The following is a 13,109-nucleotide window of genomic DNA, read 5'->3' on the forward strand; positions in this document are numbered from 1 at the left end:
TGTCGCGCCGGACTTTGGGACGTAACAGTTTCCCCGCGATCAAAAAGCGGGAGGGACGCAATGCGCTACGCTGAGGTGTATGGGGCGTGGAAGGCCGATCCGGAGGCCTTCTGGATGCAAGCCGCTGAGGCGATTGATTGGGATGTCAAGCCGTCCAAAGCACTCTGGGAAGAGGCTGCGCCGCTTTACGAATGGTACAAGGACGCGCAGGTCAACACGTGCTGGAACGCCGTTGATCGCCATGTTGCGGCAGGTCGTGGCGAGCAGGTCGCGATTATCTATGACAGCCCGGTCACCGGGGTCAAAACGTCGATCACCTACGCTGATTTGCAGGATCGTGTGGCCCGTCTGGCGGGTGCTTTACGATCCAAAGGCCTCGAGATGGGTGACCGCGTTATCATCTATATGCCGATGGTGCCCGAAGCGCTGATCGCCATGCTGGCCTGCGCCCGGATCGGTGCGATCCATTCGGTTGTATTTGGGGGATTTGCGGCCAGCGAATTGGCTGTTCGAATTGATGACGCGACGCCCAAGGCCATCATCGCAGGGTCCTGCGGGATCGAACCGGGCCGGATTGTCGAATACAAACCCTTGCTGGATGAAGCTATCGAAATTGCGGCGCATGCCCCCGAGTTCTGCGTGATATTTCAACGAGATCAGGCCCAGGCTGATCTGAAGCCAGGCCGGGATTTCGACTGGGACGAACTGGTCAAGACGGCGGCACCCGCCGATTGCGTTCCCGTGCCGGGCGACCACCCGGCCTACATTCTCTATACGTCCGGTACCACGGGCCAGCCCAAGGGGGTCGTCCGGCCTACGGCGGGGCATCTGGTGGCGCTCAACTGGACGATGAAGAACATCTACAATGTCGATCCCGGTGAAGTCTTCTGGGCGGCCTCTGATGTGGGCTGGGTCGTGGGCCACAGTTATATTTGCTACGCACCGCTGATCCACGGCAACACCACTGTGGTCTTCGAAGGTAAGCCCGTCGGCACGCCCGATGCCGGCACGTTCTGGCGTGTCATCTCAGAGCATAACGTCAAGTCCTTCTTCACTGCGCCAACCGCGTTCCGGGCGGTCAAACGGGTCGATCCGAAGGGCGAGTTGATCAAGGATTACGATCTCTCCTGCCTGGAAACGGTCTATCTGGCCGGTGAGCGCGCCGATCCCGACACGATCGAATGGATGCAGGATAAGCTGGGTGTGCCGATCATTGATCACTGGTGGCAGACCGAGACCGGCTACACGATTGTGGGCAATCCCATGGGGATCGAGAAACTTCCGGTCAAAATCGGCTCCCCGACCTTGCCGATGCCGGGATATGACGTGCAAATCCTCGACGAGGCGGGCCATCCTATGCCGCCCGGCGAACTGGGTGCCATCGCGGTCAGGCTGCCGTTGCCCCCGGGCACGCTGCCGACGCTCTGGAATGCCGAGGATCGCTTTCGCAAAAGCTATCTGACGACATTCCCGGGCTATTACGAAACCGGCGATGCGGGCATGATCGACGAGGACGGGTACCTCTACATCATGGCGCGCACGGATGACGTCATCAACGTGGCAGGTCACCGTCTGTCCACCGGCGGGATGGAGGAGGTTCTGGCCGCCCATCCAGACGTAGCGGAATGTGCTGTGATCGGTGTCACGGATGAGCTGAAGGGTCAGTTGCCCATGGGCTTCGTATGTCTCAATGCCGGATCTGAGAAGACCGAGGATGAGGTGAAATCCGAGTGCATCCAACTGGTGCGCGAGCGAATCGGACCTGTCGCAGCGTTTAAGGTGGTCTGCGTGGTCGACAGGCTGCCCAAGACAAGATCGGGTAAAATTCTCCGTGCCACGATGGTCAAGATCGCCGATGGCGCCGTCTTCAAGATGCCCGCCACGATTGACGATCCGACCATTCTGGATGAGATCGCTGAGGCCCTGAAAAAGGTTGGCTATCCAGCTGACTGACGATTGTCTCGCTGCAAAAATCCCGTGCGGACCGGTAGACTTCTGTCGGTTGGCCCCGCACAGTTACCTCCACAACTGCCCGGAGGAAAAACCATGGATCTGCTGCCTCACGCCCGCGCGGTGCGCTTGAACGCGCATGCGCCCTATTCGAATTTCAAGGTCGGCGCTGCCCTTGCTACGCGGGACGGGCAGGTCTTTACGGGCTGCAACGTCGAAAACGTGGCTTATCCCGAAGGCACCTGCGCGGAGGCGGGCGCGATTGCCGCCATGTGCGCGGCGGGGGGGCGCGAGATTGCAGAGATCACCATCATCGCCGACAGCCCCATGCCGGTGCCGCCCTGTGGCGGGTGCCGTCAGAAGCTAACAGAATTTGCAGAGGGCGATATTCTCGTGACGATGGCCACCACCGCAGGCATGACCGAGACAGTTTACCTGCGCGACCTGTTGCCCGGAAAGTTTGACAGCAGCCACATGAACAAGTGATGGACGCGCGGACTATTATTGCAGGTCTGCGCGCCGGGCGTTCACCCACGGCGGACCAGATGCGCTGGTTTGGCAAGGCGCTCCACAGCGCGGCGATCACCGATGCGCAGGCGGGTGCATTTGCGATGGGTGTCTGCCTGCGGGGCCTCGAAGATGCCGCGCGTGTCGGTCTGACCGAAGGCATGCGCGACAGCGGCGATGTACTGCACTGGGATTTGGATGGTCCGGTGCTGGACAAGCACTCCACCGGTGGCGTGGGGGATCCGGTTTCTCTGCTGCTGGCACCGGTATTGGCCGAATGCGGCGCGTTCGTCCCGATGATCTCGGGGCGCGGTCTGGGTCACACAGGCGGGACGCTCGACAAGCTCGAAGCGATCCCGGGTTATATCAGTGATATCGGTCCGAAGCGTTTGGAACACGTGGTCAGGGAGGTCGGCTGCGCCATCATCGGTGCCACGGGCCGCGTCGCACCGTCGGACAAGCGGCTTTATGCGATCCGCGACGTGACCGGAACCGTTGCCTCCATCGATCTGATCACCGCCTCCATCCTGTCCAAGAAGCTTGCAGCCGGGCTGGACGGGCTGGTGCTGGACGTCAAGACAGGCTCCGGCGCATTCATGGAAACGCCGGAACAGGCCCGACAGCTGGCCGATGCGCTGGTCGCTGTGGCCAACGGCGCCGGGTGTCCGACCACGGCGTTGGTCACCGGCATGTGGCAACCCCTTGCGGACGCGGCGGGCAACGCGGTGGAAATCCGCGCGGTGATGGAGGTTTTGACTGGTGCGCGGTCGAACACGAACCTGCGCACCGTCACCAGTGGTTTGAGTGTGCAGATCATGGTCAGCAGTGGTCTGTCCAAGGACACAGCCGAAGCCGTGTCCAAGGTCGACGCAGCATTCGACAGTGGGGCTGCGGCAGACAGGTTCGCCCGCCTCGTTGCCGCAATGGGTGGTCCACTTGATTTTGCGGAAAGCTGGCGGAACTGCCTGCCGGAAGCGCCTGTCCTAAGGGAAGTCACGGCAGGCAGTGCTGGCACCGTTACGCAGATTGACACACGGGCGTTGGGGGAAACAGTTGTTCATCTGGGTGGCGGGCGTCTGCGGGACGGGGACCGGATCGATCCTGCGGTCGGGGTATCCGGATTCGCGCGGATTGGCGCAACCGTAACCCCGAGCACGCCGTTGGCCATGGTCCATGCCGCCACGGAAAACGCGGCAGATCGCGCCGCTGGCGAGATCAGGGCGGCTTACACCATCGGATCAGATCCGGTCACGGAGCCCCCTTTGATCTACGGCGAGCCCGCGTCATGAGCCGCGCCTTTCTGATTGTAATGGACTCCGTCGGATGTGGCGGCGCGCCGGATGCCGGGCAGTTCGGGGATGAGGGGGCAAACACGCTGGCCCATATCGCGGAGGCCTGCGCGGCGGGACGCGCCGATGAGGGGCGAAGCGGACCCTTGATGTTGCCAAACCTCGCGCGTCTCGGCTTGGGGTCTGCGATCGAGCTTGCATCAGGCCTGACGGCACCAGGTCTGACCGGCGAGACCCATGGGCTTTGGGGCGCTGCGACGGAACAATCGGCGGGCAAAGATACCCCCACCGGGCATTGGGAACTGGCCGGCGTTCCTGTCCCGTGGGCCTGGCATTTCTTCCCGCAAGACCAACCCGCGTTTCCGCCGGATCTGACACAGCGTGTGGCAGATTTGGCGGGAACGGAAGGGATCCTTGGCAATTGCCACGCGTCCGGCACCGAAATCATCGCTCGGTTCGGCGTGGATCACATGCGGACTGGCCAGCCTATCTGTTATACGTCCAGCGACAGCGTGTTCCAGATCGCGGCCCATGAAGACAGCTTTGGCCTCGACCGGCTTCTGGCGCTTTGTGAAGCGCTCGCGCCCGAGCTTCATGCCATGAAGGTGGGGCGGGTGATCGCCCGTCCTTTCATAGGGGACAGTCCGGATAGTTTTGAGCGTACCGCCAACCGCCGGGATTATGCCGTCGCCCCGCCCGAGCCGACGTTATGTGACTGGGTGCAGGGGGCCGGGCGCAAAGTCTATGGCATCGGAAAGATCGGAGACATCTTCTCAATGCAGGGCATTGACGAGACCCGCAAAGGCACCGACGCCGTGCTGATGGATCACCTGTCGGACTTGATGGATAAGGCAGAGGATGGTGCGCTGGTCTTTGCGAATTTCGTCGAGTTTGACAGCAAGTATGGCCATCGCCGCGACGTAGCAGGTTATGCACGCCATCTCGAATGGTTCGACGCTCAGATCGGTCCGCTGATCACGCGGTTGAAACCGGGTGATCTGATGCTCTTTACGGCAGATCATGGAAATGACCCCACGTGGACCGGCACCGATCACACGCGGGAGCGGGTTCCAGTCCTTGCCGCCGGTGTTCTGCCGGGCCAAATAGGGCACGTGACGTTCATGGATGTCGCGGCCAGCGTTGCCGATCATCTGGACGTTCAAAATAAGGGACCGGGAAAGAGCTTTCTATGACGGATGATGTGCCAAAGATCGAACTGCACCTCCATCTGGAGGGCGCGGCCCCGCCTGCGTTCATCAAGGGGTTGGCGCAGGAGAAATCGATCCGACTGGACGGCGTCTTCTCCGAGAATGGCAGCTATGCCTTTACCGGGTTCGAGCAGTTCTTGCGCACCTACGAGGCTGCGACCTCGGTCCTGAAAACGCCCGAGGACTACGCCCGGCTGACCCGCGCGGTTCTGGAACAGTCAGCCGAGCAGGGCGTGATCTACACCGAGGCGTTTTTGAGCCCAGATTTCTGCGGTGGTAGGGATGTGGGCGCGTGGCGCGAATATCTCGCGGCGATGCAGGAAGCGGCCGCTGGAATGCGCAACGAGGCCGGTATAGTTCTGCGCGGCGTCGTCACCTGTATCCGTCATTTCGGACCGGAAAAGGCCCGGGAAACGGCGCTGTGTGCGGCTGAGACGGCGGGCGATTTCATAACCGGTTTTGGTATTGCAGGCGACGAGATGGCGGGCAAGCCTGCCGACTTTGCCTATTCCTTCGATATGGCGCGCGAGGCTGGACTTGAACTGACCGCTCATGCGGGCGAATGGGGCGGCGCGTCCTCCGTGCGCGACGCCCTCCGCGATCTGAAGCCGACGCGGATCGGTCACGGGGTTCAGGTGATTGATGACCCCGTGCTTGTCGATCATCTCATCGAGACTGGCGTGACGCTTGAGGTCTGCCCGGGGTCCAACATCGCGCTTGGTGTATACCCGTCATGGGACAAGCACCCGATTGAGACCCTGCGATCCGCTGGCGTGCGGGTCACCGTTTCGACAGACGACCCGCCGTTTTTCCACACCACCTTACGCCGCGAATATGACCGTTTGGCGGATACGTTTGGCTGGGACGATGAGATAGTGCGTGAGGTCAACCGGACCGCGGCGCAGGCGGCGTTCTGCGATCCCGAAACACGCGCCGAATTGCTACTGAAACTGGAGAGCACCGCATGAGCGAGCATGTCACTATTGTCGATCACCCCCTGGTTCAACACAAACTGACCCTCATGCGTGAGCGGGACACCTCGACTGCCGTATTTCGTCAGTTGTTGCGGGAAATCTCTCAGTTTCTGGCCTACGAGGTGACGCGCAATCTGCCCATGGCAACCAAGACCATCGAGACCCCCATTCAGGAAATGGACGCACCGACTTTGGCGGGCCGAAAGCTGGCACTGATTTCGATCTTGCGCGCTGGTAACGGACTTTTGGACGGGATGCTGGAACTCATCCCCTCCGCACGGGTGGGTTTTGTGGGGCTCTATCGGGACGAGGAAACGCTGCAGCCCGTCCAATACTACTTCAAGGTGCCGGACATTCTGGAAGAACGAATGGTGATCGCCGTGGATCCGATGCTGGCTACGGGCAATTCTTCCGTTGCGGCGATAGATTTGTTGAAGAAGGCGGGCGCCAAGAACATTCGGTTCCTGTGCCTACTGGCTGCGCCGGAGGGGATTGCGCGGATGAAAGAAGCGCACCCGGATGTGCCCATCGTGACAGCCTCCATCGACAGCCACCTAAACGAAAACGGCTATATCGTTCCGGGGCTGGGCGATGCAGGCGATCGAATGTTCGGGACGAAGTAGCTATTCGCCACAGATGCTTTGCAGGCTGATCCAATCCCCGTCCGACAGAAGGCGGGGTGCCGGCTGGCCGCGCATGGGGTCGGCCTCAATCAATGTCAGCGTTGCCTCGCCGGTGATGTCCTTCGCGTAGGCGTAGGGGCTGGAGGCAATGCGCGCGGCCTCGAACCGGGCCAGCAGGCTTTCGGGATCCACATCCTGTGCCTCTTGCGTCAGAAGCACTTGCGCGTAATCCGACAGAACAGCCTGATCCAGATGACCCGTGGTGAGCAGGCCGAACGTCGCGCGAAGGCCAGCGTGATCCAGAAGGGTGCGCAAGGGATCAACGCGTGTGCTGGGGTCGGTGGCCGCAAGAATGAAACCGGCGGCGACGGCGGGCGTGTCGTAATCCTCGACCAGCGTTTGGTTCAGAACGATGATCTGACCGGGCAGCGACAGGGTCGGTTGCGGTCCACCGGGCACGACGAAAAGCCGTCTGGCCTGCGCCCCGCTGCCGGAACTTGCCAAACCATCACCCAACGTCCGGGCCTTTAGACGGGACAAGGCGGCAGGTCCTAATCCAGCGCGGCAGGTTTCCCCCGTCAGGCGGGTCAGATGATCCAGAAGCGTGTTGCCGATGGACAGACGCGTGCTGTCGGGCACCACCGAAACCGTATGCCGGATCAGTGCATCGGGCAACCAGAAGACCCCGAGGGCCGCAATGGCCGACAGGATCGACACCAGAATAGCCAGTCGGACCCTGCCATGGCGCGGCTTCTTGCGAGCAATGGTTTTACGCACCTTCTCGATCGCCGTGATCATAGTGTCGTCATCGAGCTCCAATGTTTCACCGGACTCAGCACCCGGTTCAAACATCGCAGGACGCTGGCCTGGATTGATGCGCTCGATGGCAGGCAGGGACCAATGGGTCAGTGCCGTATCAGTCCGGTCGCGGATGATCAGAGAGGCCTTGCCGAACGAGACGATGACGTCACGACGCTGCGCCTCCGGGCTTTCGCGCCAAAGGCCTGTGGTTTCCAGACGTTCAAACTGGGTAAGCGCCGTCATGGGTCAGGCTCGGATCATCAGGGGCAGACTGCTCTGGTTATTTGTTTTGAGGGACTGTACCTGCGCGTTGTCCTTCGCTCAACCGTCCCAGTTACAGCGCCTTCGCGGTCTCGCGAAGTTCGAACTTCTGGATTTTGCCGGTAGAGGTTTTGGGCAGATCCTGGAACACCACCTGCTTGGGGGTCTTGAACCCGGCCAGCCGGTCCCGGGCAAAGCGGATCAGGTCATCCGCGTCCGGAGTGCGCCCGGGTTTGAGTTCCACGAAGGCGCACGGCACTTCGCCCCATTTGTCATCTGGTTTCGCGACCACAGCGCACAACAGCACATCGGGATGTGCCATCAGGACACCCTCGACCTCGACCGAAGAGACGTTCTCGCCGCCCGAGATGATGATGTCCTTGGCCCGGTCCGCGATCTGGATATGACCATCGGGATGCTGCACAGCGATGTCTCCGGAATGGAAATGACCACCGTCAAACGCCTCTTTCGTGGCTTCGGGGTTTTTGTAGTAGCCCTTCATGACCGCATTGCCCCGCATCACGATCTCGCCCTGTGTGATTCCGTCCATATCGATCTGGGCGTTCTCATCGTCCACCACAGTGACGTCTTCCATCATCGGGAATGCCACGCCCTGTCGGGCCTTCAACGCGGATTTCTTGTCATCGGTATAGCCATCCCAATCGGGGTTCCACAGACATTCGGTGACGTGGCCGTACGTCTCGGTCAGGCCGTAGACTTGCGTGACGTTGAACCCCAAACCCTCCATCGCAGCCAGCGTCGCAGGGGCAGGGGGCGCACCTGCTGTAAAGACCTCGACGCGGTGCGAGAAGGATTTCCGGGTGTCATCGGATGCATTGACGAGCAGGTTCAGCACGATGGGCGCCCCGCCGAAATGGGTCACGCTGTCGTCGGCCACGGCGTCGTAAATCGCCTCCGCCGAGATGTCCCGGCAGCAATGCACCGCGCCGCCCAGGACAGGCATCATCCACGAGTGGTTCCAGCCGTTGCAATGAAACAGCGGTACGATCGCCAGAAACCGAGGGTAGAGCGTCATTTGCCAACTGATCACCGTGCCCATCGTCATCAGATAGGCACCACGATGGTGGTAGACGACGCCTTTCGGCCGTCCCGTGGTGCCCGAGGTGTAGTTCAGCGCGAGGCTTTCCCACTCGTCCTCCGGCATGATCCAGTTGAAATTCGGATCGCCTCCGTTCAGTACATCCTCGTATTCCGGGTAATGCCCGGACGCCGGATGTCCGCCATACTTATCACCCACTTCAATGATCACCGGACCTTCGCCCTCGCATTCGGCTTTGGCGTCTTGGGCCAGCTTGAGGAACTGACTGTCAACCAAAACGATCTTGGCCGCGCCATGCTCGAAGATGTAAGCAACCGTGCCCACATCGAGCCGGGTGTTGATCGTGTTCAGTACGGCACCGCAGGCCGGCACACCGAAATGTGCCTCGACCTGTGCCGGGATGTTCGGCAGAAGTGTGGCCACCACGTCGCCCGGCTGAATGCCCCGCTGATGCAGGGCAGAGGCAAGCTGGGACACCCGCTTGTGATACGCGTCATAGGTTCGGCGGATGGGACCATAAACGACTGCCTCGCGCGCGGGGAAAACCTTGGCCGCCCGCCTGAGATGGGACAGGGGTGTCAGCGGCACATAGTTCGCATTTGTCCGGTCCAGCCCGGTTTCGTCTTCCATCCATCCCATTGCGAAGGCCCTCCCGTGCCGTTCGGTCGTGTGGACAATCTAGCGCTGTCCCTGTTGGATACGAACGTGAAATGATTTTCAGTGAGGATGCAAGACACCTGAGCATCCGGTCGATCATCTGGCAGAGGGGGTAGCATGATCATCTCGCGCGGGCGCGGCTACATCTTTGTCCACATTCCCAAGACGGGCGGCACCTCGATGGCCGCCGCGCTTGAGAACCGCGCCATGGGCGACGACATTCTGATCGGCGACACCACAAAGGCCAAACGGCGCAGGCACCGGCTGGAGGGGCAGGCCGCCCGTGGCCGGATCTGGAAGCACATGACATTGGACGATTGCGTCGGGTTGATTTCGGCGGAAGAGGTCGCGGCGTTCAAGGTCTTCACGATGGTGCGCAACCCTTGGGATCGGATCGTCAGCTACTACCATTGGCTGACGGAACAGAGCTTTGATCATCCCGCCGTGCATTTGGCCAAGGCGCAGGACTTCAGCGGGTTCCTGAACGCACCGCATACGATCCAAAGCCTGAGCGCGAACCCCTATGGCAGCTATGTCAGCCTCAACGGGAGAGAGCAGTGCGATCTCTTCGTTCGGCTTGAACATCTGGAAGAGGATTTGCCTCGGCTTGAGAACCTTCTGGACCTCAGGATCGGGTCATTGCCACATCTGAACACATCGGCCCGGGCGGGCTCGTATCGGCCCTTTTACTCAGATGCAGATTGCGACTTGGTCGCCCGAATTGCAGCCCCTGATATCGCGCGGTTCGGTTATGCCTTCTGAGACAATGGCTGTTGCAAAATTGCTGATCGCTTAAATTTTGAAAAAATTTCTTATGTTATCATGAGATTGTCGCGTTAACTTAATGTTTGTCAAATGCGAACTCTTTTTTATTCTATCAGGGTTAAGTCATAGCCATGTTTTTCAAAGGTTCAAAAAAAGCGGCCCCGGCCGCGCTTCCGTTGCGGCTGGACCGCGCCCCTTCTCCGGGGTTTTTCGCCGGTCTGCGCATCGGCACACGTTACGCATGGACGGACGTGCTGGCCTTGTCCGAGGGCGACGCTGTCCTGACCGCTCAGGATGGCGAACAGGAAATAACGGACGTGCGGCAAGGCATTTTCAGCGTGTCCCACACGGCTGCGGCTGCTCGACATTGGCCGATTGAGATCCCGGCCGAAGCATTTGGCAACGAAGAGGTTGCGATGCTGGCCCCCAGCACACGGATCGTCGTATCGGGCGAGATCGCGATAATGCTTTTCGATACGCCACAGGTCAGCATTCGCGCGGACGATCTGGTGGGCTTTCGTGGCATCAAGCGGGCGCGGTGGGCCAACGGCCTGCGTCACGTCACCCTGTGTTTCCAAAAACCGCACACGCTGATTGCTGAGGGTGGTCTGTTCATCGATCTGCCGGGCCGTGGCGGCGTGTTTCAGGCAACTCCGCTGGACGGCAGGCAATCCCGCCTTCTGCTTCGGCATCTCAACGAAGCGCCGAAGGCCGTGCGGCCCGCAAAGCCTGAGATTTCTTGGATCTGACAAGTGCTGCCCAGTAAAAAACGCGGCCCCTCGGGACCGCGTTTTGTTTTTCTCAACTGGTCGTCGATCAAGCGGCTTTGGCTGGATCGAAGCGCCCGTAGAACTGCTGGTTCTTCGCGGCCATATCCTCAAGTAACGCTGGCGCCTTGAACCGCTCGCCATATTTCTCGGCCAGCGCGTTCGTGGTTTCAGCCGCCCAAGGTGTGCCCACCATGTCGAGCCAGCTGAGCGGACCACCGGACCAAGGCGCGAAACCCCAACCCAGAATGGCACCCACATCGCCCTCGCGGATATCCATCAGCACGTCTTCCTCAATGGCACGTACGGCCTCCAGCACCTGTGCAAACAGCAGACGGTTTTGAACTTCGGTCACGTCAGGCTGCTCGTCGCTGACGGGATACTTGTCCCCCAGACCTGTCCAAAGCTGAGTGCGCTTGCCCTTCTCGTCGTACTCGTAAAAGCCCGAGTTCGACTTCCGACCCAAGCGGCCCTCGTCGGCCATCCAGAACAGCACCTCGTCCACGGCCCCATCGGGATAGGCATCCCCCATCGCCGCTTTGGTCGCCTTGGCGATCTTCACGCCCAGGTCGATGGAGGTCTCGTCCACCAGTTGTAGCGGTCCCAAAGGCATGCCAACCAGCTTCGCCGCATTCTCGATCAGGGCAGGCGCCACACCTTCCTTCACCATGCGGATCCCTTCGTTGATGTACGGGATGATGCAGCGGTTGGCGTAGAAAAAGCGCGCGTCGTTGACCACGATGGGCGTCTTGCGGATCTCGCGCACGTAATCCAGCGCCTTCGCCACGGCCCGGTCGCCGGTGCCCTTGCCCTTGATGATCTCGACCAGCATCATCTTGTCCACCGGCGAGAAGAAGTGGATGCCGATGAATTGCTCTTCGTTGTTCGAGGCTTTCGCAAGCTCGGTGATCGGCAGGGTTGAGGTGTTGGTCGCAAAGATGCAGTCGGGGCCGACGACTGCCTGCACCTTCTCGGTGACCTCTGCCTTGACGCCCACATCCTCGAACACGGCCTCGACAATCAGGTCGCAGCCTTCCAGCGCGGCATAATCCGTCGTTGCTGTGATAAGACCCAGCACCTGATCCTTCTTTTCAGGCGTTGCTTTCTTCCGCGCGATGCCCTTGTCCATGTAGTCAGTGGTGTAGGATTTGCCCTTGTCTGCGGCCTCTTGGCTATTGTCTATGAGAACGACTTCAATGCCAGCAAGCGCAGAGACCAGTGCGATACCCGCGCCCATCATGCCCGCACCGATAACGCCGACTTTCTGGACCTTCTGATCCGGCACGTCTGGGCGCACCGCGCCTTTTTCCAGCGCTTCCTTGTTGATGAAAAGCGAGCGGATCATGTTGGAGGAGCTTGGATTCATCAGCACGTTGGTGAACCATCGCGCCTCGATCTTGATGGCCGTGTCGAAGGGCACCATGGCGCCTTCGTAGACCGCGCTCAGCAGCGCCTTGGCCGCCGGGTACACCCCTTGGGTCTTGCCGTTGACCATGGCAGAGGCGCCGACGAAAGTCATGAAGCCTGCAGGATGATAAGGCGCGCCACCGGGCATTTTGTAGCCCTTTTCGTCCCAGGGTTTGACGATGGAAGGGCTCGACAGAACCCATTCTTTCGCAGCCGCCAGCGGGTCGTCAACGACCTCGTCGATCACGCCTGCCATCTTTGCTTTCTTCGGATCGTTCAGCTTGCCTTCCAAGAGCAGGGGCGAGGCCGCCATCGCGCCCATCTTGCGCACCAGACGTGTGGTGCCGCCCGCGCCGGGAAAGATGCCAACAAGGATCTCCGGCAGGCCGATCTTAGCCTTCGGGTTGTCGGCGCAGAAGATACGATGACAGGCCAGCGGGATTTCCAGACCAATGCCAAGCGCTGTGCCGGGCAGGGCGGCTGCAATCGGTTTGCCGCCCTTGTTTTTGTCATCCATGCCCGCGCGCTCGATCCGGCGCAGAACACCGTGCATGTCCATCACGCCCTCGAAAAGCCCCTTCGCCGGGTTGTCACCAGCGCTGTCCTTCATCTTGGCGATGATGTTGAGGTCCATTCCGCCCGCAAACGAACCCTCCTTGCCCGACGTGATAACGATGCCTTTCACAGCATCGTCGTCCAGCGCTTCACCCACCAGACGGTCAAGATCCTCGAACCCTTGCTGGTTCATTACGTTCATCGACTTGCCTTGCGTGTCCCAAGTGATGACAGCAACGCCATCGGCGTCTGTTTTCGATGTGAAATCAGTCATTTTTCTATTCC

The 13,109-nt window shown here is 60.5% G+C and carries 11 protein-coding genes; 8 read left to right on the forward strand and 3 right to left on the reverse strand.

The annotated features are described in order from the left end of the window. Positions 1-60 precede the first annotated feature (60 nt). The 6 genes from KIN_RS12450 to upp all read left to right on the forward strand — a co-directional run bounded on the left by KIN_RS12450 (position 61) and on the right by upp (position 6,551). Positions 61-1,953 (forward strand): propionyl-CoA synthetase, encoded by a 1,893-nt coding sequence (locus KIN_RS12450; RefSeq protein WP_159807375.1) that lies wholly within the window; start codon positions 61-63, stop codon positions 1,951-1,953. A gap of 93 nt (positions 1,954-2,046) precedes the next feature. Further along, on the forward strand, positions 2,047-2,436 hold the full coding sequence (locus KIN_RS12455) for a cytidine deaminase (RefSeq protein ID WP_159807377.1): 390 nt from the start codon (positions 2,047-2,049) through the stop codon (positions 2,434-2,436). Then, positions 2,436-3,746: a thymidine phosphorylase gene (locus KIN_RS12460; RefSeq protein WP_159807379.1), complete on the forward strand. Its 1,311-nt coding sequence runs from the start codon at positions 2,436-2,438 to the stop codon at positions 3,744-3,746. The genes KIN_RS12455 and KIN_RS12460 overlap by 1 nt, the downstream gene beginning before the upstream one ends. Continuing rightward, positions 3,743-4,939: a phosphopentomutase gene (locus tag KIN_RS12465; RefSeq protein WP_159807381.1), complete on the forward strand. Its 1,197-nt coding sequence runs from the start codon at positions 3,743-3,745 to the stop codon at positions 4,937-4,939. Before KIN_RS12460 ends, KIN_RS12465 begins: the two co-directional genes overlap by 4 nt. Further along, the gene (locus KIN_RS12470; RefSeq protein ID WP_159807383.1) at positions 4,936-5,922 is read left to right on the forward strand and encodes an adenosine deaminase; all 987 of its coding nucleotides are present in this window, start codon (positions 4,936-4,938) and stop codon (positions 5,920-5,922) included. Before KIN_RS12465 ends, KIN_RS12470 begins: the two co-directional genes overlap by 4 nt. Beyond that, complete coding sequence (gene upp, locus KIN_RS12475) at positions 5,919-6,551, forward strand: uracil phosphoribosyltransferase (protein WP_159807385.1); 633 nt, start codon at positions 5,919-5,921, stop codon at positions 6,549-6,551. The genes KIN_RS12470 and upp overlap by 4 nt, the downstream gene beginning before the upstream one ends. Here upp and KIN_RS12480 read toward each other — a convergent pair whose 3' ends face one another. Continuing rightward, positions 6,552-7,595, reverse strand: a complete 1,044-nt coding sequence (locus KIN_RS12480) for a hypothetical protein (protein WP_159807387.1) — start codon at positions 7,593-7,595, stop codon at positions 6,552-6,554. Between the two features lie 91 nt (positions 7,596-7,686). Then, positions 7,687-9,312 carry an AMP-binding protein gene (locus KIN_RS12485; protein WP_159807389.1) on the reverse strand — a complete coding sequence of 542 codons (1,626 nt, stop codon included), beginning with the start codon at positions 9,310-9,312 and terminating at the stop codon, positions 7,687-7,689. A 135-nt stretch (positions 9,313-9,447) separates the two neighbouring features. Between KIN_RS12485 and KIN_RS12490 the strand changes: the two genes are divergently transcribed. After that, on the forward strand, positions 9,448-10,092 hold the full coding sequence (locus KIN_RS12490; protein WP_159807391.1) for a sulfotransferase family 2 domain-containing protein: 645 nt from the start codon (positions 9,448-9,450) through the stop codon (positions 10,090-10,092). Positions 10,093-10,226: 134 nt separating this feature from the next. Further along, the gene (locus KIN_RS12495; RefSeq protein WP_159807393.1) at positions 10,227-10,844 is read left to right on the forward strand and encodes a Hint domain-containing protein; all 618 of its coding nucleotides are present in this window, start codon (positions 10,227-10,229) and stop codon (positions 10,842-10,844) included. Between the two features lie 67 nt (positions 10,845-10,911). Here the strand turns inward: KIN_RS12495 and KIN_RS12500 are convergent, their stop codons facing one another. Beyond that, on the reverse strand, positions 10,912-13,098 hold the full coding sequence (locus tag KIN_RS12500) for a 3-hydroxyacyl-CoA dehydrogenase NAD-binding domain-containing protein (RefSeq protein WP_159807395.1): 2,187 nt from the start codon (positions 13,096-13,098) through the stop codon (positions 10,912-10,914). Positions 13,099-13,109: the final 11 nt, after the last annotated feature.

The sequence above is a fragment of the Litoreibacter roseus genome (genome assembly GCF_009811795.1).
In the GTDB taxonomy this organism is placed as follows: Bacteria; Pseudomonadota; Alphaproteobacteria; order Rhodobacterales; family Rhodobacteraceae; genus Litoreibacter; species Litoreibacter roseus.